Source organism: Caballeronia sp. SEWSISQ10-4 2 (assembly GCF_030464885.1).
In the GTDB taxonomy this organism is placed as follows: domain Bacteria; phylum Pseudomonadota; class Gammaproteobacteria; order Burkholderiales; family Burkholderiaceae; genus Caballeronia.
In genome coordinates this window covers 1-22,025 of sequence record NZ_JALPRJ010000076.1, presented here as the reverse complement: position 1 = coordinate 22,025, position 22,025 = coordinate 1, and the positions used below count along the sequence as shown (strand labels likewise).

The 22,025-nt window shown below is 57.1% G+C and carries 17 protein-coding genes and 2 pseudogenes; 16 read left to right on the top strand and 3 right to left on the bottom strand.

Annotated features, from left to right (window positions below; all coding sequences use genetic code 11):
* Positions 1-29: 29 nt before the first annotated feature.
* The 7 genes and pseudogenes from M0D69_RS34805 to M0D69_RS34780 form a co-directional block, all read left to right on the top strand.
* Positions 30-992, top strand: a complete 963-nt coding sequence (locus M0D69_RS34805; RefSeq protein WP_301786369.1) for a type II secretion system F family protein — start codon at positions 30-32, stop codon at positions 990-992.
* Between the two features lie 55 nt (positions 993-1,047).
* Positions 1,048-1,791 carry a TadE/TadG family type IV pilus assembly protein gene (locus tag M0D69_RS34800; protein WP_301786368.1) on the top strand — a complete coding sequence of 248 codons (744 nt, stop codon included), beginning with the start codon at positions 1,048-1,050 and terminating at the stop codon, positions 1,789-1,791.
* Between the two features lie 44 nt (positions 1,792-1,835).
* A complete protein-coding gene (locus M0D69_RS34795) occupies positions 1,836-2,885 on the top strand; it encodes a TadG family pilus assembly protein (RefSeq protein ID WP_301786367.1) in 1,050 nt (349 codons plus the stop codon).
* Positions 2,886-3,292: 407 nt separating this feature from the next.
* Positions 3,293-3,910, top strand: coding sequence for an isoprenylcysteine carboxylmethyltransferase family protein (locus tag M0D69_RS34790; protein WP_301786366.1), 618 nt, complete (start codon positions 3,293-3,295; stop codon positions 3,908-3,910).
* Between the two features lie 203 nt (positions 3,911-4,113).
* Positions 4,114-4,704, top strand: a pseudogene (locus M0D69_RS43925) (TetR/AcrR family transcriptional regulator); the annotation flags it as partial.
* A gap of 67 nt (positions 4,705-4,771) precedes the next feature.
* Complete coding sequence (locus tag M0D69_RS43920) at positions 4,772-5,086, top strand: group II intron maturase-specific domain-containing protein (protein WP_367619805.1); 315 nt, start codon at positions 4,772-4,774, stop codon at positions 5,084-5,086.
* A 391-nt stretch (positions 5,087-5,477) separates the two neighbouring features.
* A pseudogene (locus M0D69_RS34780) lies at positions 5,478-5,744 on the top strand (DDE-type integrase/transposase/recombinase); the annotation flags it as partial.
* Between the two features lie 132 nt (positions 5,745-5,876).
* Here the strand turns inward: M0D69_RS34780 and M0D69_RS34775 are convergent.
* Entirely contained in the window at positions 5,877-6,896 is a 1,020-nt protein-coding gene (locus M0D69_RS34775; RefSeq protein WP_301786364.1) for a helix-turn-helix domain-containing protein, read from the bottom strand.
* 1,075 nt (positions 6,897-7,971) lie between these two features.
* Between M0D69_RS34775 and M0D69_RS34770 the strand changes: the two genes are divergently transcribed.
* From M0D69_RS34770 to M0D69_RS34745, 6 genes are all read left to right on the top strand, one after another.
* Positions 7,972-8,709 carry a Crp/Fnr family transcriptional regulator gene (locus tag M0D69_RS34770; RefSeq protein ID WP_301786363.1) on the top strand — a complete coding sequence of 246 codons (738 nt, stop codon included), beginning with the start codon at positions 7,972-7,974 and terminating at the stop codon, positions 8,707-8,709.
* A gap of 449 nt (positions 8,710-9,158) precedes the next feature.
* Positions 9,159-11,474, top strand: coding sequence for a polysaccharide biosynthesis tyrosine autokinase (locus M0D69_RS34765; RefSeq protein ID WP_301786362.1), 2,316 nt, complete (start codon positions 9,159-9,161; stop codon positions 11,472-11,474).
* A 64-nt stretch (positions 11,475-11,538) separates the two neighbouring features.
* Positions 11,539-12,654 carry a glycosyltransferase family 1 protein gene (locus tag M0D69_RS34760; RefSeq protein WP_301786361.1) on the top strand — a complete coding sequence of 372 codons (1,116 nt, stop codon included), beginning with the start codon at positions 11,539-11,541 and terminating at the stop codon, positions 12,652-12,654.
* A 104-nt stretch (positions 12,655-12,758) separates the two neighbouring features.
* Positions 12,759-13,769 carry a glycosyltransferase family A protein gene (locus M0D69_RS34755; RefSeq protein ID WP_301786360.1) on the top strand — a complete coding sequence of 337 codons (1,011 nt, stop codon included), beginning with the start codon at positions 12,759-12,761 and terminating at the stop codon, positions 13,767-13,769.
* Positions 13,770-13,809: 40 nt separating this feature from the next.
* Positions 13,810-15,120, top strand: a complete 1,311-nt coding sequence (locus M0D69_RS34750) for a lipopolysaccharide biosynthesis protein (protein ID WP_301786359.1) — start codon at positions 13,810-13,812, stop codon at positions 15,118-15,120.
* Between the two features lie 208 nt (positions 15,121-15,328).
* Positions 15,329-16,510, top strand: a complete 1,182-nt coding sequence (locus tag M0D69_RS34745; RefSeq protein ID WP_301786358.1) for a glycosyltransferase family 4 protein — start codon at positions 15,329-15,331, stop codon at positions 16,508-16,510.
* A 53-nt stretch (positions 16,511-16,563) separates the two neighbouring features.
* On the opposite strand, the gene M0D69_RS34740 is transcribed toward M0D69_RS34745, so the two are convergent.
* Both M0D69_RS34740 and M0D69_RS34735 read right to left on the bottom strand, forming a co-directional pair.
* Positions 16,564-17,154 carry a phosphatase PAP2 family protein gene (locus M0D69_RS34740; RefSeq protein ID WP_301786357.1) on the bottom strand — a complete coding sequence of 197 codons (591 nt, stop codon included), beginning with the start codon at positions 17,152-17,154 and terminating at the stop codon, positions 16,564-16,566.
* A gap of 36 nt (positions 17,155-17,190) precedes the next feature.
* Positions 17,191-18,483, bottom strand: a complete 1,293-nt coding sequence (locus M0D69_RS34735) for an O-antigen ligase (RefSeq protein ID WP_301786356.1) — start codon at positions 18,481-18,483, stop codon at positions 17,191-17,193.
* Positions 18,484-19,590: 1,107 nt separating this feature from the next.
* On the opposite strand from M0D69_RS34735, the gene M0D69_RS34730 reads away from it, so the two are divergent.
* The 3 genes from M0D69_RS34730 (at position 19,591) to M0D69_RS34720 (ending at position 21,284) form a co-directional block, all read left to right on the top strand.
* Complete coding sequence (locus M0D69_RS34730; protein ID WP_301786355.1) at positions 19,591-20,292, top strand: phosphatase PAP2 family protein; 702 nt, start codon at positions 19,591-19,593, stop codon at positions 20,290-20,292.
* A gap of 341 nt (positions 20,293-20,633) precedes the next feature.
* Positions 20,634-20,840, top strand: a complete 207-nt coding sequence (locus tag M0D69_RS34725; protein WP_301786354.1) for a hypothetical protein — start codon at positions 20,634-20,636, stop codon at positions 20,838-20,840.
* A gap of 204 nt (positions 20,841-21,044) precedes the next feature.
* Complete coding sequence (locus M0D69_RS34720; RefSeq protein WP_301786353.1) at positions 21,045-21,284, top strand: IS110 family transposase; 240 nt, start codon at positions 21,045-21,047, stop codon at positions 21,282-21,284.
* Positions 21,285-22,025 lie beyond the last annotated feature (741 nt).

The window sequence follows — 22,025 nt, the reverse complement described above, 5'->3', positions numbered from 1 at the left end:
CTGCACACAGACAGAACTGGAGAACCGTAATGGAAACACTCAATTCAACGCATATGCTGCTTGCCGGCCTGTTTGCGGCGGTATTTGGCGCCGTCGTCGCGCTCATGTGGTGGCTGGCGCCGCGCGATATGCAACGCCGCATCGAACAGGCGGGCGGCGTGTCCGTCTCGATTGAACCACCTTCGTCCGCTGGCGCCGGGTGGGTCGAAAGGATGGCGGACATCTCCCGTCCGATTTCGCAGCTCTCGATTCCGAAGGAAGGCTGGGAAGACTCGCCGCTACGGCTGCGCCTGATGAACGCCGGCTGGCGCACCCCGGCGGCCGCTGCGCTCTATTTCGCGGCGAAGACAGTCCTCGCACTGATGCTGCCGCTGCTCGGGCTGGCGTGGCTGCTGCGCACAACCCTCGTGGATGACCACCAGTCTGTGCTGTGGATGATCCTGGCGCTGCTTGGGCTGATCGGCTACTACGCGCCCAATGTCGTGCTGATGCACTGCCGGGCACGGCGTCAGCGCGAGATCCTGGAGGGTTTTCCCGATGCGCTCGACCTGCTGACCGTGTGTATCGAAGCGGGCCTGGGTATGGACGCCGCGCTGATGCGGGTCGCAAGCGAGATCGTGATCAGCAGCCCGGCGGTCGCCAGTGAACTGCAATTGATGCTGCTTGAAATGCGCTCCGGCTTCACGAAAGAAAAAGCGCTGCGCAACCTCGCGCTGCGCACCGGTGTCGAGGACATCGATATGTTCGCATCGATGCTGATCCAGGCGGAACGGTTTGGCACCAGCATCGGCGCATCGCTGGGGGTCATGTCCGAGACGTTGCGCACGCGCCGCAGGATGCGCGCCGAGGAACGGGCCGCGAAGATCGCGCTGAAACTGCTGTTTCCGCTGATTTTCTGTATTTTCCCGGCGCTGATGACCGTGCTGGTGGGTCCCGCGGCCATCAGCATCTATCGTGTGCTAATGCCGACGCTGACCGGCTCGGCGGGCTGAGGTTTGGCCATGTTCAGTTTGTTTGTCTGGCCGGACGGGATGGTCCGCTCAATGCGTGAGAATCGAGCAGGCAAATCAGGATGTGTCGCAGTTTGATGAAGCAGAAAAGAAAAGCATGCGCCGGGCACTACTGACAGTTTTGCAAGGATCGGGGCACGGCGCCCACCAATCGGATAGCTCGATCAAGTACAGCCCACGGGGGTTAAAAATGAGCCAGAAAACGAGTCAGTTCACCGGGCATACCGCGTCGTGGTCGCCAACTGATCAAAAAACGTCACGTTCGGGTGAGCGTGCCCAGTCGAAAAATACGAGGCAGCGGCAAAAGAACCGTGTCGCATCACACGATGCCCCTGCGTCGCGCGCGCCAGGCCGGCACGGGCTGCGCCGTCAGGCAGGTTCGGCCGTGGTGGAGTTCGCGCTCATCCTGCCTCTGCTGTTGCTACTCCTGTTCGGAATCGTGGAGTTCAGCATCGCGCTTTACGACAAGGCGGTCATCACCAATGCGAGCCGGGAGGCGGCCCGGGCAGGTGTTATTTACAAGGTGCCTCAAATGACGGTTGCGCAAATCACCAGCGTTGCGCAGAACTATGCGTCGAACTACCTGATCACTTTTGGTACGGCCACGCCGATCTCGGTGGCCGTGGACCAATCCGCGGGCACCACGACTGGCCTTCCGCTGAAGGTGACGGTCACCTACACGTATGGCGGGCTTGCACTCGGGACAATCATCAACCCACTAGCCGGGACAGCAAAAAATGCAATGGCAATCTCTGCCGTGACCACTATGGATTACGAATAGGCGGTCACCGCCGGGCACAACTGTGATCGCAATGGAGTATGAAAATGAGATCCAAAAGAAACCGTATCCAAGCGCCAAGTCGGCAGCGTGGCGTCGTGGCCGTCATGACCGCACTTTGTCTCGTGGTACTGATTGGTTTTGCCGCACTGGCGATCGATCTCGGGCGGGCGTGGGTAGTGCGCAACGAACTGCAGAATGCCGCGGATGTAGCAGCCCTCGCAGGTGCCGGGGCGCTTGGCCCGAATTACGCAAAACCGAACTGGACTCAAGCGGACGCCAAGGCTCAGTCCGCCATCAGCCTGAACGCGACAGAGGGCACAATGCTGACCACAGGCACAGTTCAAAGCGGCTACTGGAACGTAACGGGAAGCCCCGCGGGCTTGCAGTTACCGGGCATCACGCCGGGAACTTACGACAAACCCGCTGTGCAGGTGACGGTCAGTCGCTCTGCAGGTCAGAATGGGGGCCCGCTGACGCTTCTGTTAGCCCCCGTGATCGGCATTACTACCCTGCCCATTAGCGCCACCGCCGTGGCGGTTATCTCCGCGCCAGGATATGCCGCGAAGGGCAGTCTGTTTCCGACAGCCATTACCCAATGTCTGTACTCGGCCTATTGGAATTCCGCGACCGGGCAACCGCTGAATGACCCCGCGACCGGCCAGCCCAAAGAATTCAAGATAGGTACGTCGTACCAGTACCCTGGCTGCGCAACGGGACTATGGGGGGGGCAGTGGACGTCATTTCAGTTAAACGTCCAGGACGTCCCGTCGATTAGAGATCTGATTGCCAATGGCAACCCGACCCCGTTGAGTATTGGCGATACCACCTGGATTCAGTCCGGAGTCAAGAATTCCATTTACAACAACGTACCGGTCCCGGCTGATGTGTTGCTGCCGGTTGTCACCTCCCTGAATACCGGGAGCGCTGTTCCAATTGTCGGGTTTGCGCCATTTCATATTGACGGCGCCGTGAACGGAAGTAACCCATACATTAGTGGCCACTTCATTGCCGGCTATAAAGCACCAGGGGCAAGCGGCGGGGGCGGTGCGGGCACGTATTACGGCGCGGTCACGGCGGCCAGCCTGGCACAGTAGATGGATGCGTCAAGACACGAACAGCGTAACCGTTCAACTGTTGCGTGAGTATGTCGGTGAACGGAGAAGAGCGCGCGTTCAGGCGGAATTTGCACGAAGCTGATCAACAAGCGGCCATGCAAGCAGAAAAAACAGCAGAACGATGGGTTGCAAGCCGTGTTTTTTATAGCTGAATGAATGGACCTGAGTTGAGGAACATCTCGTTCTCAAGATTAGGACTGTGAAACAAATATCCGGACGGCACCTTTGACACAATCCGGTTACTACACAAGGTGGGGATCATGTACGTATCAGATCAGGGAACGCACAGCGGCGAAAGCCGTGTGCATCGGGCGGCCCGGCCCGTCAGTTCGAGCAGGAATACAGGCAGCGCGCAAGCGCCGTCCCACCCGGCGGACCGAGTCCGGTTGACGCGCGCGCAACTCGCCACGGAAATCGTCCTGCGAGCCCTTACGGCTGCGGTGCTTTACTTATTCCTGGTCGTGACGGTCCACCAGTATCTCAAGGACACATCCCGTATCACACTGGTATTTTTCGCCTTTGCGGAATTGCTGACGGTAGGTCTTGCAATTTTTTCGCGCGTACCGCTCGAGCGTGACTGGAATCCGCTCAGTCTGGTCGTGACGATATTTGCAACCTATTACTTTGTGGCGTTCCGGATCGAGCCAGGCATCCGGGTGGTTCCGGAGCTGTGCGCCGCAGGTGTCCAGGTGGCGGGCGTTATCATCCAGGTGTACGCAAAATGGTCCCTGCGGCGTTCGTTTGGCCTGTTGCCGGCTAATCGTGGCGTCGTGGTTTTCGGACCCTATCGCATCGTCCGCCACCCAATGTATCTAGGCTATTTCGTGACCGACATTGGTTTTCTCCTTGCAAACTTCGGCCCACGGAACGTCCTGATCGTTCTCATGCAATGGACAGTCCAAGTCGTACGCATTACGCGAGAAGAGCGCCTGCTATCGAAAGACGGCACTTATCGCCAATACATGAGCCGAGTGCGATACCGCTTGATCTCCGGACTGTTTTGATTGACCTGGGTCGTGGTCATTAGGAAGCCGAGTATCTGTCGACTGATACTGATTCTGGTGAACACCCATCTGGATTGGTTGAGACATAGTCAGGCCGGTCCGCAGCCGATGGCGTTGCGGACGCCCCCTAAAAGGCATCTTCGCCGGTGCGTGATGTAGTGGCTGTCTGTTAATTGATAGTCCTTCAACGTTGGAATACGTATATGAGTCTGCCGACAAGGGAACTGGAGCCAAGAAAGACGCCGTGTCAAGCCCGGTCGGTTTCCACGGTCAATGCCGTGTTCGAGGCGACCATTCAGGTTTTGCTCAGCGATGGCCTGCAGCGCTTGACTACCACGCGCGTGGCAGACCGTGCCGGCGTATCGACGGGTGCGCTCTACCAGTACTACCCGAACAAGCAGTCGCTGCTGCATGCGGTGCTCCAGCGGCATCTCGACTATGTCGCAGAGTCCGTCGAGCAAGCCTGCAACCAATATCATCACGAACCCCTAACCGGTATGGTGGAAGGCCTGGTTCGCGCGTTTGTCGACGCCAAGACGGCCCGCGTGGACGAGTCACGGGCGCTGTACCTCGTGGCTGCCGAACTGAACTCGGCTGGCCTGGTCAGCCAGGCATCGAAGCGCATGGTCGCCGCAATGTCGTCGATGTTGGCAACTGCCACCGACGCGCAGTTTGACGAACTGCCCATGGTGACCTTCATGTTTCTTTCCGCGATGGTGGGTCCGACTCGGTCTGTGCTGGAAGGCGGGGCGCCGCCGAAGATGCTGCTGCTCGAGCAGTTGGTGATACTGTGCGATGCCTACTTGAACCGCATCGCCATTCCTGCGATAAGTTCGGGCGTTTGTCTGGCTGGCGTCGCGCATGTCCAAGGCGTGCGTTCAGCGCTTTCCGAGCATGCCGTGGGACATCGTGAAAAGCAGCCCGACGGCGCGACACGATTTTCTAATTCATGCACTCACTTCACTGATTCGCAGATGGGCAAACTGCCATTGCCACGTCATATCAAAGGGCATCTTCAGCAAGGTCAACTCTGCGATCTGGCAGTGTCTGTGGCGCTGGGCAAGGCGTCGACAAGCGAACAAAGACACACGCTGGGTGCGGCAGAAATATTTCCGAACAGTAGGATTTCAGCATCGGGTCTTTCGCACGGAGACTGGCAAAATGCTCAGCACATGAAACGTGAAACTCCTGACGCTACGCGCCACCATCGCCGGCACGCTGTTTCGGCCGCACCGGAAGATCAAGTCCCTTGCCAACCCGTTCGACCCGCGGTGGGAAAGCTATTTTTGAAAAGCGGTTGGGCTTGGGGATGCTCGACTCGCTCAAGGGCCGGATACGGCTGATCCGGTTGTGGCTGGATCAGGACCGCCCCTGTCCGCTCTGCCATCGGATGATCACGAAATCCAGTGGCTGGCGTCTCTGCTACGTGGTTCGTAAAGTCGATGGCGGTAAGGACACGATGGGGACGGTGTTGCGCCGGGGATTGACGCCTGTGACCGAGACACGGCATGCGACACAAAGCGCGAAGGCCCGGTCACACACCGGGGCGGGGGAGACGCCCTGGAGTAAGAGCGGCGCCAATCTGGCCGCGCTCGAAGCGCTCAACGCCGAGCGGTCGACACTGATCAAGGTCCGCCAGAGCAAGTACCTGAATAACATCGTGGAGCAGGATCACCGGGCCATCAAACCAATGATAGGCTTCAAGGATTTCCGGTGTGCTCGCATCATCCTGGCCGGCATCGAACTGACGCACATGATTCGCAAGGGGCAGATGCACGATGATGGCTTCGCCAAAACCGCAGCCGAGCAATTCTATTCCTGGTTATGTAAATAGTACTAATCATATTGGGAATTGCTCGTCCCACTCGCCTTATCGTGACACAACCCGGCATCGAATACGCAGTCGATCGGCTTTAACTTGGTACTAGGCGCGTTTTCCATCCGTCGTTGGCACGGTCCGAACCGGTCATCGCGATTGACCATCGGACGTTGCTGTTGTCGACGTTTGTCGGATGTCGGCGAAAGGAGTGCCTGGGCTGCCCGTCGTAACCCGGTTCTGCACCCGAAAGATCATCGGCGATACTCCAAACCTTTTGCGAAAAAGTCGTCCCAGCCGATTGCCGTTGCCCATGCCGCAACGCCTCGCAATCTTGTCTACGGGTAAATCGGTTTCCACTAGCAACCTGCAGATGATCTCCAAGCGGGTGCGAGTTAAATATTCAGAAGGTGTCACCCCGAGTTCGCTCTTAAAACGCCGAGGATAGTTGCGCGTGCTCATCGCAGCCGCCTCCGCCGCTTGAGCGACAGAAATGGGATCGCTGTAATTTTCCCTAATCCAGCGGGCCGACTCGTGAATTTTCTCGGTGGTGCCCGCACTAAGATCCTCGAAATCGAACTTGGCCCCAGTGACGACGTGCGGCTGCAGCACGCGCGCGATTTTTTGCGCGATGTCTGCATTGAGGTCGCGCTCAATCTGCGCCAGTGCCAGGTCCGCAGGGAGTGTACTGATCGACCATGCCGCAGTCGGTACATCCCTGAACCAGAATATCGGCACCGGCGGCGGTTCAATGCTTGACGGATTGTTGAGTAAGTTTTCCGCGTGTTGATGACGGACGTGCGCGTCACCGCCTGGCCCGCACAGCCACGAGAGCAACTGGTCGTCAAGCGCGTCCGCAGCGCCAGCTTCATGACAGGCGACGAAAAACGCATGAAAATCGACCAGACTGTAGCTCTCGAGCTTCTGCGTCCAAATGGAGATTGATGAGGAACTGGTAACAGAGCCGCCGCGACTCGACAACACAGAGAAGCGGTACGGAGCCGGCGCCCCCTCTGCCTGTTCAATCTCGTTGGCTATCCGGAACGCCTCGCCTATGACCCCTGCATTCGCTACGGAGCACTCGTCAGAGAGCAGAAGTCCAATGTGCTTCTTGGTGTCGTCTGATCCAATCTTCTGTTGAATGTCATTGAGTGGGGAAATGATGTTCACAGTTTAAATCTCCAACGTACAAGTCCATTTACAAAGCACCACAATTCAACGTGAGACAGCTGAACATTGGCTAATTAAGGCGAGCGATCGGCGTATTTTGAAGATGCGCGATCTCCGTAAAACTTACTGGCGCGAGCGAGTACAAGTCCGCAAATAACTTGTCGTTGCAATCAATATCTATTTCGTCAGATTAATATCGATATGGGTGACTAAATTCGCACTGTCGCTCGAAAAAAAGCCTGAGATGCCCGCCTGGTGGGCGTAGAGCCTAGTCTCGTTCATGCAGCGAAGTGATGTCAATGATCGGAAAACTTCGATTTAGCATATATTATTTTCAGCGTTTTTCCGGAAAGGTCGATTTTGTTACAAAGAATTGCATGTCGCAACAACCCTTTCAAGCCGGCATTTACGCTGTAATTAACTTAACACTATCGGCCAATACTTCTAGACTTTGGGCCACTTCTGGTCTCAACCGCTTTTGTGCGTCTATGCTCAACGCAACATCGGGAGTAACCCCAATACATCGGGAGCAACCCCAATGTTCGCTTAATCGCTATGTCAATTGAACTATCTGCCCTTTGCATCGCTTCGCTCGTGAGCGTTCGAGTAGTCCGCTTTCCGAGGTCGCCTACTGACGCGATGTTTCGAAGCAACCTCAGACTGCACTGGCGAAACAGGTGATTTGGCGGAAAGGTTCGTCGGGCGCCGTCGAGAGGCGTGCGTCGCGGTGTAGTGCCAGAGCGCGGCCAAGCCCCCCATTCGTTCTATCGCTTCATGGAGCGATGGCTTGTCGGACCAGCGTAGCGTCTTCAGCGTGCAGCTTCGGAACAAATTGGCCTTGGCGCCGTCTGCTAAGCGCCACGTATTGGCGAGTGGCTCGACTTAGGGACTACCGGACGTTATTGGGGTCAATCGCCGCCTGCTGGAGAACATGGCCTGTGCTTCGCCGCCACATACGCTGCCGGAGGGGATTGTGCACCCAACGGGAACTCGCTGTCGCTCATCCCGCAAGACGGCTCTCTTTGAGGGCGCGGGTAGCTGGATTCGGATCGCGCTGCATGACTTTGGGAGATCAATGAATACGTTAACTCTTGACCCGGAACACCAAGTCAATTACTTGCTCGATGCGCTTCCTTCACATGAATGGCAGGCATTGAAGTCTCATGTTGAATTGGTGCGTCTTCGAGAGGAACAGATACTTTGCGGTGCCGGCGAGCACATCGAACACGCGTACTTCCCCCTTACGGGCGTCGTTTCGCTGCTATACAAAATGAAGGGCGGCGCATCGGTCGAAGTTGCAGCCGTTGGGCCGGAAGGGATGATAGGCGTACCGATACTCACCGGCAGGGAGGCCATGTCGACATGCGTTCAAGTTCAGTGTCCGGGCATTGCCTACCGGATCACCGCAACCGCGTTGCGAAAGCATTTCGATCGCTGCGACTTTCTCCGCCGGCAGATGTTGCTTTACATGCAGGCTCTTCTCATGCAAGTCGCGCAGACGGCCATTTGCAACCGCGACCATTCTGTTTATGAACAGCTTTGCCGCTGGCTGCTCGTTGAAATTGATCGAATGCCGACAAACGAAGTGCATGTCAGCCATCAATTAATTGCTGACATGCTTGGCGTGCGGCGCGAAGGCGTGACTGCGGCGATCGGCAGGCTGCAAGACGCAGGCCTCGTCGAGAATGGTCGACGTTCGATTAAGGTCAATGATCGCGCGGGACTCGAGGCACATGCCTGCGTGTGTTATGGACTGGTGAAGCGAGAGTTCGACCGGCTGTTGCCCGTTCACGCGAGGGAAGCGGTGGGCTGACCACGGCACGGTTTTTGCACTAATTGAGCGCCCAGCAGCACAAAACAACCAAGTCAATGTTCCAGTATTTGGGAGTCCAAATTATGAACGAATCTGTAACCGCACTCGAACATATCCGCCTGTCAATCACGAGGGCCGAAGCGCTCAGGATGAGGTCCTCCGCCGTCCTCGTAGCGGATCTCAAAATTTTGCTCAAGATTGCTGACAGCGCTCTGCAAGCGACACACACGGCGTTGCCAACAACTAAGCCACAAGCCAAAACCGAAGTTTCAGTCGGTGATTGACGTGTAAGTGCCAGCGTCGGACGTCTGCTGGGGTAAGGACGACGCCCCAGCGTGTTCGAAAGGCAGCGCCCATTAAACGATGGCGCAACGCTGTTCATCACGAACTGACACCTGTAAGTACTCCGCAGGGTCGTTACAAACATTGCACATTGAAGGACTACGCCGGTGGATTATTTCCCCTCACATTCGCTCTCGCCCCCCATCGCCAACGAACATGGCCAGCTGACGGGCAAAGAGATGCTCAACTTGATGCATGATCACCTATGGGAGATCCTGAACGTCATTGGTATCGTCGTGGCGCTTGCTGTGGCGTACCTACTCGTGGCGACGCCTATTTATTCCGCCGATGTGCTTGTGCGTGTTGATCCGCCTGAGCAAAACGCGCTTGGCATTGCGATCCAGAACCAGGAAACGCTGCCACCACCTGCGCCGGCGCCCAGCGCCGAGATGGCGGTGATGCGCAGCCGGTCCGTGCTGGAGCCGGTGATCGAGCGGTACCGGTTCGATGTCTCGGTGAAGCCCCGCACAATTCCGCTGCTTGGTGATCTCGCGGAAAGATTGGCCACTCCGGGACAACTGGCCGCGCCATGGCTCGGTCTCAAATCGTACGCATGGGGTGGGGAACGATTGCAGATCGCCAATCTGGACGTTCCCCAGGAACTTGAGGAAGAAAAGCTGAACATGGTCGTGCTCGATGGCGGCCAATACGAGCTCCGTGGACCATCGAATGAAGTATTGCTACGCGGCGCCGTGGGCAAGCCCGCCAACTCAAATGGCGTTTCTATGCTCGTGGCTCAACTCGTTGCGCGGCCCGGAACCAGCTTTGAGGTAATTCGGTGGAATTCGCTCGACGCGGTCAAGCGTTTCGGTGACGTCATAAAGGTCACTGACAAGGTAAAGGACTCGGGTCTGATTGAGATGGAGTACTCGGACTCGAACCGTGCTAAGGCAGTCGAAGTCACTAATGCGCTTGCGCAGCAATATCTTGCGACCGCGGTGGCAAGCCGACAGTCCAACGATAGCAAAACCCTCGCTTTTATCAACGGCGAACTACCGCGTCTGCTTGCGGACCTCAGGCGAAAGGAAGAGGCGCTCAGGAACTTCAGGGCGTCATCGAACTCGATGCAACCAACTGCTGAGGCACAGGCCTATCTGCAAGGCGGCATCGACTTTGACCGGCAGATCGCTACTCTGCAACTGCAGCGTACGCAAATGATGGAGAAGTTTACGCCGGACAGCCGATGGGTACAAAACATCGATATCCAACTAGCGCAGTTAAATAAAGCTAAGGCGGCGTTCGATGGGCGCTTCAGCGCCATGCCATCCTCTGAGCGCAATAGCGTCGATCTCGCGCGCGATGCAAAGGTTGCCGAAACGATTTACATGGGCATGGTTCAAAAGGCGGAGCAGTTGTCGGTGCGGCGTGCCAGCACGACGGGTGGGGCGCACGTCGTCGATGTTGCGATTAGGCCATTGCGCCCGACGAAACCAAGTCGCCCGATCGTTCTCGGGGGCGCTGTTGCGCTTGGCTTGATCTCTGGCATGTTTTTGGTATTTATGCGCCGCCATGTCATGACAGGGGTGACCGATCCGCTTTTTGTTGAACGTCGGCTGAGCGTGCCAGTCATCGGAGAGATTTTATTTAGCCAGCAGCAGGTGCAGCTTGCCCGCGACGCTGACGGAGCGGCTCGCAAAGCTTTGCCAACAAGCCCATTTTGGCGGGATTCGCTTGAGGATCACCCGTTTGATAGCAATGCCGCGGCCACGGCGCTGGACGGCGTTGGCACCAAGGTGCTCGCGGCGCGCTTTCCGAATGATCCCTCGGTTGAAGCGCTTCGCGAGGTGCGTACCGCGCTCGCGCGCGACCTTGTGCACGCGCCAAACAACATTGTGATGTTCACTGGACCCACGCCGTCCGCGGGGAAGAGCTTTGTCGCGGCCAACTTGGCCGTGCTGCATGCGGAGATCGGGTCCAAGGTGCTCCTGATTGATGCGGATATGCGCCGTGGTCACCTCGCCTCCTACTTCGGCATGAGTAATCGGGGCGGCCTCTCGGAGGTGCTCTCAGGCCGAATCCCCGTGCGCAACGCGCTGCGGCACGTCGGTGTTCACGGCATGTCGTTCTTAGCATGCGGTGAGCGCCCCAACAACCCTGCAGCACTGCTGATGAAGAAAACCTTCCGGGATTTGTTGGATCGGCTCAGCAAGCAGTTCGACCTAATCATCATCGACACCCCGCCGATTCTCGCCGTGACCGACGCGTCGATCATTGCGAGCGAAGCTGGCGCCACGATGCTCGTCCTGCGTTCGGGCATGCAAAGCGAGGACGAAATCGCCGATACCGTCAAAAAGCTTGAACGCACCGAGGGGCGCATTGCGGGTGCAGTTTTTAACGCTATACCGCTGCGACGGAGTAATCGCAACTACGAATACACGACGAACTACGCGAGCGACACGGGACATCTGAGTTCGGCGAGCTGAACCCGCCAAGTCATCAGCGAGCTCCCGGCCGGGAGCTCACTACATCGTTCGAGGGAAAAATGTCATGACTTTCGCAATCAACGGGAAATTCACAGCGCAACGAATTACCGGCGTTCAGCGGGTCGCCTATGAATTGACAAGAGCCGTGCAGTTGCGCGGAGCACCAGGCGGCGAGCTTGAAGTTTTCATGCCGCAGGATGCGGTCGAACCAGGCACGCTGCTCAAACGGCAACGCCGCTTTCCGTGGTTTCGCGGCAATCTCTGGGAGCAAATTACGCTACCGATTGCTGCACGAGGTACGACGCTTGTCAGTCTGTGCAATAGCAGCCCACTCTTTAAACGCAGTCAAGTTGTAATGGTTCATGACATGGCGGTCTTCGATGTGCCACATGCATTCTCGAAGAAGTTTTTGCTCTGGTATCGGCTCAGGTTTTCGATGCTGCCGAGAAACGCGCCGATGATTTTGACGATTTCGGCATTTTCGAAAGAGCGCATCTGTCATCACCTCAACATTGATGCATCGCGCGTTGCAGTCCTGCCTCCTGGCGCCGATCATCTCGACCGGGTCGTCAGCGATCAGGCAATCCTTCAGCGTCTGGACCTCGTAAAAGATTCGTATTGCGTGATCGTAGGCAGTCTCGATCCACGCAAAAACCTGCAACGCGTTCTGGATGCGGTCGGTCGTCTCGGTCATCTCCAGGACGTCAAGTTCGTTATTGTTGGCGGCGGCAACGCCCGCGTCTTTAACGCGGGGCGCGTTGCGGAACAGGTCGTTTCGAAGCGGGTCATATGGGCGGGCTTCATTTCTGACGGTGAGCTGAAAGCGCTCTATGAGAGCGCTGCATGCCTAGTGTTTCCATCGCTGTACGAGGGTTTCGGTTTGCCGCCGCTCGAGGCGATGTATTGCGGCTGCCCGGTGATCGCGTCGAAACATGCGTCGATCCCCGAAGCGTGCGGGACGGCAGCAATGTATTGCGATGCCACCTCTGTTGACGACATTGCCGAGAAAATTTCGCTGATGATGAGTGACCGGAGGGTGCGGCAAAGCTATAAAAGCCTGGGCCTGCGCCATGCGCAGAGGTACCGATGGGATCGGGCAGCGCGCGATTTGCTGGAGATCTTGTTTGGTGAGATAAATCACCGGACATTTAACCTCGCAGCCCACGCATCCGCAGGCTAATGTGCGCCGCCATCGGGTCAAGCCGGTGTAGCGTTTATAGATGCTAATTTATTAATGGTTATGTTTAATTTAAACACAGACCGCCCCGCCAGCATCGAGGCCTTATGAACGACGTGACTATCATTATTTGCAACTACAACTATGAGCGATTCCTCGCCGATGCAATTGATTCGGCACTCGCGCAGGACTACGCGGCGACGCGCGTGGTCGTCATTGACGACGGTTCGACTGACGGCTCGCGCGAAGTGATCGGACGTTTCGGTTCGCGCATTTCAGCGGTGTTCAAAGAGAATGGCGGTCAGGTCTCGGCGTACAACCGTGCGGTGGAAATTCTCGAAACTAAATATGCGATCCTGCTCGACTCCGACGACGTTCTCTACCCGAGCGCGGTATCAGAAGTGATGCGCGCCTTCGATGGCGGCGATTACGGAAAGGTTCAATTCCGCTTGGATGTTCTCGGTTCCGCAGGTGAACTCACGGGCAGCCATGTGCCGCATTCAGACCCACCTTTGGATTGTGCCAATTTGCTTCACCGCGGCTGGCTTTATCCTTCGCCACCGGCATCGGGCAACGCGTATCGCGTAAGCGCGCTGCAGCGTATCTTCCCTGTACCAGAGACAGAGGAAAACCGCTACGGCGCGGACTTCTACGCGATCTACGGCGTTGCCTTGCTGGGGGCGGTAGCATCAATCCGGGAGTCGCTTGGCGGATATCGCGTGCATAACACGACTAAGCCAAGTGCCTCCTTCGCTAACTCCGAGGACCTTAGCAAGGCACCCAAGGCATTCGCCGCGCGATGGACGATCCTTCGGGACATCGCGCGCTCGCGTCTCGGCGTTGAGTTGCCGCAAGCATTTCACGACTTTTCCTATGAGAAGGCTCTTTTTAGCTCACGGGTTTATCAGGCGCCGCTCGCCACGCGCTGGCATTGGATGATGCGCGAGTCACGCAGCTATTTCCATTCCATTATTGCGAACCCATTTTGGAGCCTGAAGAAGAAACTTGGCACGGTCGTCTTTTCCAGCCTTTGCCTTCTGCCGTACCGGCCGCTTTCCGACTTTGCGGTTCGCTATATCGCCAATCCACTTGCGCGCCATCGCGTAGTTGCACGCTGATGCGGGTTCTGTGCCGTAAAGCGGCTTGAGGGAGAGCGTTGTGGACAAGAAGGAAAACGCTAAAATTTTAGGGTTCGTCTATGGCGGATACGTGATGAGGTATCTGTACCTCATCGTCGTAATTCCGTTCTATGGAAGAGTGCTCGGCGTCACGGAATACGGACGGGTACTGGCGTCGATGTCGCTAATGAACGTGATTTGGATGCTCGCGAGCTATGGATTCACGTTAGTTGGCATGCGCGAGGTCGCGAAGTCATCCGAGCGTAGTCACCAAAACGCTGTCTTTTCGTTGCATTCGAGTGCGCGTGCCTTTACCTGCGCGGTGGGCGCCGCCGTCGGCGTGATCGCCACGATGTGTTCGCCGACGCTGTCCGAGCGGCCCGCCATGGGGCTGTTGGCGACCTTGCTCGGGCTTGTGTCGGCCCTGAACCTCGGCTGGCTGTTCCAGGGGCGTCAGCGCTTTCGTACGCCGATTATTATTGAAGTGATCGGCTTTGCGCTCAGCCTTGTTCTGATCTTATCCATCGTCAAAGGGCCACAGGACTCGGTATGGGTAGTCGCGAGCCTGTTGGTAGCCGGCGTGCTCTGCTCGGTGATCTCATACGGGCTGACATTTGTTCATGTCGGATTGCCGCGCTTGAGAGTGGACGGCGTCATGGAGCTCATGCGCGGCTCGACGATGCTGTTCTGCTATTCGACAGGCTCGGCCGTACTGACTGCGTCGTCGACGTACCTGCTCACACTGCTTTCCACGCCGGCCCAAGTCGGTTATTTCGGTGCTGCTGAACGTTTTGCGACGATAGGACTTAGTCTGATGGGGCCCGCTGCCCAGGTGTTTATTCCAACCATCTCGAGGCAGCTCGCGCAGGGTGATCACCACGGGGCACATGCCACGAGCCGGCGGGGAGCCACTCTCTTAATGGCCTACGGATTACTTGCCCTGTGCGGCGCGCTGGCTTTATCGCCATTTGTATTGCCTCTCATTTTGGGCGCGGCGTTTGCGCCGAGCGCATATGTCCTGCAGTGTCTGGCGTGGATGTTTCCGTTCGCGGCCTTCAACCAATTCGTCGCCTTTTACGTGCTCGTTCCGCGCAAAAGGGACCGGCTGCTTGCGGTAGCCGGAATAACGTCGGGGCTGGCCAATCTTGCGGCCGCGCTATACCTCGCGCCTAGATATGGCGCGACCGGCATGGCGCTTGCGCGCGTCATCGGAGAAGTGACGCTTTCCGCAATGCTGATGGGTTTCATGGTTCGCTCGGATCTAACGAGATTACTACCAGGAGCCGGACGTGCGATCGCGATGTTTCGTTACGCTCACGCCCGCAGCCGGGCCGGACTTGGGAAAGACTAGGGATGACTGTATGACCCGCACACGCGCGAAGTCGCAATCCCATTGCTAACAAGCTCATGACTTGGTCGGCGGCGTGTCCGTCGATCAGGTTGTTTTGTCGCAGCATGATCCGAATGCGACTCGGGCGACCGTGTTCCTATGCCCTCGCCGAGGGAAGAACCACGATGCGCCACGACGTTGCTTTTGGCCTACACGAAGTGAGGTAAGCGTGAAAATTGCTATTGTTCACGATTGGCTAGTGGTGTCCGGTGGCGCCGAAAAGGTGCTACAGCACATCATCGAGTGTTTTCCACAAGCTGACATCTTTGCGATCGTCGATTTTTTGGAAGACCGCGCCTGTCTCAGAGGAAGGCCGGTTCAGACCTCGTTCATTCAGAGGCTGCCGTTTGCACGCAAGCGCTATCGTGGATATTTGCCACTAATGCCGCTCGCTATCGAACAGCTCGACTTGTCTGGTTACGATCTGATTATTTCCAGTTCCCATGCCGTTGCAAAAGGCGTGCTAACGGGACCGGACCAGATGCATGTCAGCTACGTACATTCGCCCATTCGATATGCGTGGGACCTGCAGCATCAATATTTACGCGAATCGGGTCTCGCTAGCGGTATCAAGTCCGCTATGGCGCGTGCCATACTGCATTACATGCGGGGTTGGGACGCGCGGTCGGCGAATGGGGTTGATCATTTGATCGCCAACTCGCAGTTTATTGCTCGGCGGATCAAAAAAGCCTACCAGCGCGAATCGACGGTGATTTATCCGCCAGTCGATTTTAAAGGCCTGACGCTTTGCACGGAGAAGGAGGACTTCTACATTACAGCGTCGCGCATGGTGCCATACAAACGCATGGACCTGATCGTCAAAGCCTTTTCCCAAACGCCCGAACGCCGGCTCATTGTGATCGGTGACGGTCCCGAAATGAAGAGAATCGCGGCGGTTGCAGGGAGGAATGTAACTATCCTCGGCTACCAATCGTTCGAAGTCTTACACGACCATTTGCGGCGGGCGCGCGCGTTCGTGTTCGCAGCGGAAGAGGACTTTGGCATCTCAATTGTGGAGGCGCAGGCATGTGGGACACCCGTTATCGCGTTCGGCAAAGGCGGGGCGCTTGAATCTGTAGTGGGTCTTCCACACGAGCGGGCGACGGGCGTCTTTTTCCGCGAACAGACCGTCGAGTCGCTTATCGAGGCGGTTAATCGCTTTGAAAAGAATGTTAGGTACTTTGATCCGCGGCAGTGTCGAAGAAACGCGGAGCGTTTCTCAGCAGAAAACTTCAAGGCAAAACTGACTAGCTTCGTTGAGGCGCGGCTACTTGGCGGACGCACGCAAGGGCCTCTGCTTCATGCCGTGAACGAAGTAGAATCGGCCGAGGAGCACACGACCGCCGCATAGAGCCAACAAAACAGGGTGCCGACGACGGCGCGAGCCGCCGGCCGGCGGCTCGTTTAGAATACCCGCGAGACGTCTGCCGCCGCGCGAGCGCGGATGGCAGGAGAATGACCATCGATCAATCGTTGGAATGGCGTCGTGTGGCCATATGCCAGTGTCGAGACAACTAATAGCGTGATTGTTACCGCCATTGGTCGAAACTGCTCTAGCTTGGCGTTAATGCACGCACGCAAGAACACAGCACCCACAACCGCTCCAACGACCCACCCGATGGCGACTTCTGACAGCGAGTGTGAATGGTCAAAAACGCGTGCAAGGCCCGTGCAGGCACCGACGATGAGACCCCCGACCACCCCCACGGTCGCAGGTAGCCCCCAGCTACGCAGGAGCAAGGCGATCGTCACCGTCCAAACCGATGTCGCGAGCATTGTATGTCCGCTAATCACCCTAAACTCGATTTCAGGAAAAGAGACGCCCCAACCTGCGTACAGGATCTTGCTCGCGCCAACTAGGGCCATGCCGGCACTTAACACTAAACTCCAACGAAATGCCAGACGCAAGTTAGACATCGCGATCCAGCCGGCGCAGACGATCGCGACGGGAAGTGTGACGGCGGCATCGCCGATGTTCGTGAACGCGTGCCACATAAATTTCGAGTTCCAGTTGGTTGCCGGTCCGTGCGATCACTCGCGGGCCAGGTAGCGTGACGTAGAGGCGCTTCTAGCCGACCTCCCTGGAAGGTTGTCAGGCGGCCGAACGGTGTGAGGTGCCGATGTCACATAGGGCTGGGGCGCGCGCGACGCCAGAACCAGGGACACTACCAGTGACAGGATCAGCACATTCGATGGCGATACCAGTCGGTGCTCGGTGGCAGCCATGACGAGCAGGCATACAGACGACAACTCGATGAACCTGAAGGCGACGAAATTTTGCCCCTGATCGTTCGTCGCGGCATTGGCACCCTCCTGGCCCCAGCGGATAAGTCGCCAGTAAAAGGTCAACATCAGCGTCAATCCGACCAAACCGAGTTCCGCAAGGAAATTTAGGTAAGAGTTGTGAGCATGCGAATCGCTATGCTCAACGGTTATTCCTGAAGGCACACCCAGGACTCCGAAATAGGAAGTCACCGTATGGATCTGATCATCGAACGAACCAAAGCCCAGTCCTATGATCGGACTTTGCCGAAAATAAGTAAGCGCCCGCGGCCAGAGCCATTCGTAGCGAATGTCCAGGTTTGCGACTTTGGCATCCCCGTTGCTAATGGAGAAGGTGTAGCCCATGTAGTTCACTGATGGTTCCGTATGGTAGATCGCCATCGCGATTGAGCCGGCGAGCAGACAGGCGATCAGCGAAGCGAGAACCCAACGTTTCCGGCCAAGGAACAGGTAGGGCAGTATCATCGCGGCACCCAGGAGCGATCCACGGCTGTAGGTTGAAAAAAGCATCATCGCGTTTAGCGCGAGCAGCGCGAGAATCAGGCGGCTGCGCTTCTGGAGATAGCAGGCCACGCCAAGACAAAACAGCATTGCAAGGAAGCCGCCGGCGGCGTTACGGGCAATAAAGTAACTGCCAAAAGACGCGTCTGGGTTCGTGAAGATGCTCAGCAAGCCGCTGTGTGCCAAGTAAATCGCATATACCGGTACGTTCACGCTTACAGCGAAAACGAAGAAAGCTCGGAGGACCTTGTTGAGATCCCACCGATGAATATACAAACAGCCAGCGAGGATCGGAGCATAGGACACGAAGAAGTTCCCATCGCGTCGATAAAACTCAAAGTCGATCAGCGAGCCTGGGTCATAAAGCAACGTTGATAACACCGCAAAGGCGGTGAATGCCACAAGCGGCGTGATGAATGCGGGATAACGTCTCCCAAAAAAACGCCAGGCGCAAAGGATGATCGGCAGGAAACCAATCGCGCTTAACGGCACGAGGTTTGTGATCGTCAGAAATAACGCCAATAGCGTTACATAAGCCATTGTGGATACCTCTGAGTAATTGGCGTACGGCCGAAAAAACGGGCACACGTACAAAGATGGCCGTGTTGATACGACCGTTAGCGTTGCTTGCAGGCGTCTCGAGGGTGCGCCGGGGAAGTGCGACGCAGCAAGAGGGCCGAAGCAGTCAACGGCGCAATCGCGCACAGATTGCCTCGATCATTCGGGCGTCATTCAAGCGTGCGCAGATGCGACTCCAGTGCAATAAGAATGCATTGTCGGCAGCGATGAACGCCAATGAACGAAGCGACGAATATGACGGCGCTGCAGCATTCGCGGCCCCGCCGGACCGCACTCTCTCGCCCTTATCGAGCGAGGGCGATGGTCTAGGTTAAGACGTTGTTACTCACGCCCAGACATCGGCCTGAGTTCTTCGTCCTCGATTTGGTGGCCAGCAAATTTTTGCCATTGCACCGGGTTCGCGCACTTTCGCCAGGTCGACATCGACACGAAACAATTCCTCGGGTGCGCATATATCGACTCTATCGAGGCGCGGTAGGTCGATTCTCGCCGCTATAGGACGTGCTCGGGACTTGCCAGAGACCCTCGAGCAGGCAAATCGCAGGGTCTCGGCACCCGATGCTGATCAGGCCCCGCCGCGGCTCTCCAACCAAACCGACACATGTCGGAAGCTACGTCCCACAGGATACCGCAAAACCTCCTCTCGTGGCAGGGGAGGGATGGCTTGGCACCTTGCACCGTGCCGGGGGTGCTGACGGGCGTGTGGATTCTGGAAGAGGCACTGGAGGTGTTGCGCGACTTCAGTGTATAAACGAAGTTTTTTGGCCGTTGCAGCGCACAGGCGGGGATTCTTCAGGCAAACGCGGCTAGACACCGCGTGCCTTCGCGAAATCGAACATGCGTCGTACACCGTATGATATCGGCCGGACCTGTAGACTAATTATTTACGTTGAGACGTTAGCAGTTGTTCGACTGTTCTGTTGCCGCGCCTGCGACGCAAACTGACCCGAACGCGCCGAACTCGGAGAGACGGGATTTCGGGGGCGACCATGTCGGTTGTGGGCAGACGCCTTACTTTTTGTAGTGATGTCCTAACGGTCAGGCTTTGCATAACTGAAAAAGATAACCATGAATAACTTTGACGCTGTGATTCAGACTTTAATTGCCCGAAACGCGTTCACTTCTCCCGAGGTCAACCGCGTGATCGGGGCTGTGGAAGGCCTATACCTCGCCAAGGGATTGCTGTTGGTTGCCGCCCTGTGGTGGATCTGGTTTCAACCGAGCGACCGAAACCGCTGGCAACGCGAAATGGTGGTCGCCACGGTAGCGGCGGGACTAGTAGCGCTTGCTGTAGGAAGAGCTTTGGCCTATTTCCTGCCATTTCGCTTGCGTCCTCGGTTCGACCCGCAACTGAATCTTCCTTTCCCGCCGGGTGCCAAAGTAGACGCCGTACTCAGAACCTGGAGTTCGTTTCCGAGCGACCACGCCATGTTATGGATGGCAGTAGCAATGGGTATTTTTTTAGTTCGGCGCCGTGAAGGTATAGCCGCACTGGCCTACACGGCGCTTCTAATATGCGCGCCACGCGTGTACCTGGGGTTGCACTATCCGACGGACGTAATCGTCGGGGCTCTGTTGGGAATTTTTATTACATATTTGTTGACCAGAGAGTCGATTCGGCCGGTGATTGCGCGGCCTGTCCTGCAGCTCGTCGATCGCTACCCTGGTCCGTGCTATGCGCTCGCTTTCATTTTTTTGTTTGAGCTGGTCACTCAGTTTGATGAGATAAGATTGATCGCGCAATACGTCACAAAGGCACACGGGCACTGACGCCCAACTGGTTGCGGGTTTCGATTGGCATCTGGTGCAGTGCTGCCGAAGGAGAGTGCAAGACTGCGGGAGCGGGAGACGAAGCGATGATTTACGCCATCGCGAGCAGGTTTGGGCGTGGAATGGACGAGCCGGATCCCGGCGCGGTGCGCCGAACACCAAGCACATGCATCGGCCGTGAGATCAGTTCGGGCAGTAGTGCCGGAGATCGATCATCGTATAGGCGAGGAGATCCTGGCGTTCCTCGCCCCCTGGCAGGCGGAGCCTGCCGGTGTCGTGGTCGAGTCGACAACTGGACTGGCTCGTCGACGGGCTGCAGGCTGCGGGCTGCGGGCTTGAGCGTGCATCTGGCTAACACCACCGCAATCAAGCAATACGACGGGCTCAAGCACAGCGGCGACGAAACGGACACGCGCCATCTGGCCCATCTACTGCGGCCGGGCATCCTGCCCACCGACACGATACTGCCGCCCGAGGCGCGCAACGTGCGTGGCCTGGCTAGGAAACGCATGTGGTGCGCAGCCGTACCACCCACCTTCTCGCAGTAGAGAACATCACGGCCCGCCATCAGGGTGCGCGCCTCTCGAGCGCTCAGGTCCAACGCCTGACACCCGAGGCGATCGACCAGATGGGGCTGCCCGCCGAAGTCGCGCTGGCGATGCAGGCCAACCTGGCGGTCATCCAAACGCTCTCGGAGCAGTTCGGGCTGATAGAAAAACGACTTGTCGAAAAACTCGGACCACGAGCCATACATGTTGCTCAAGACTGTGCCTGGCATTGGGCCGATTCTGGCTAGCATCATTCTGCTGGAGGTCGGGTCGATCGAACGTTTCGCCAGTGCGGCCAACTTCGCTTCTTACGCGCGTTGTGTGGACAGCCAACACATGAGCAACGGCAAGAAGAAAGGCGAAGGCAACATCAAGAACGGCAACAAATACTGGTCCTGGACATTCATCGAGGCAGCCAACTTCGCACTGCGCTTGTGCGCCTGAAGCCGAGGTTGTCGCCCCCTTTCTTCGCTGCGGTCGTGGTGCCATCGCCATGGATGATGCTCGAGTCCAAACGACCGCCTTGATGACGTTTGAACACCGAGTCCTAGAAAATGGCATCAAAGCATCCGTGCGCTTCACGCCGCCGAAAGGTGATATAGATGCGCGTGTCGTGAATTCCGGGCGCCCGTGCCGATCCTTCTCGATCGGCAGTTCCTTCCACTGGTATCCCAGGTAGAGCACCCGCAAAATGTAGTTGAAGATCACATGCAACGTCAATTTGGGCGCGGGGCAGCGACTGCCTTTTCGCCATCTCGACCACCAAAGGATCCGGATTTTAGTCAGTTCAGGCGATGCGGGCGCGAACCTTTATCCAGAAGGGCTTTCAGACAAATTCCGAGACCTTGAGAAACCTGCAACCGGTTGTAAATCAATCGCGATCACGTGTTCGACGGGGAAAGCGGGCGCCAAACCGCCTCGCCCTTCTCATGGACAAGACTCACGGCAACGACGATCTGCTCACGAGCGGTCGCGAGCATTCCCTTTTAAGGGAGGCGCACCTGTGCTTAGCCGTTCATGAACGCGACTGCGGCGGACCGAGTCGCCTCGGTCCGCCGCAGTCCTGATCCGCGCTTTTTCCTAACGGGAAAACCGAACTCTGCAAGCTGCGCAGGGCAATGCCTGCAAATCTCAGTTGTCCGGATTGGCGGCCGTGAAACTGGCAAAGGCGCTAAAAGGGGGATT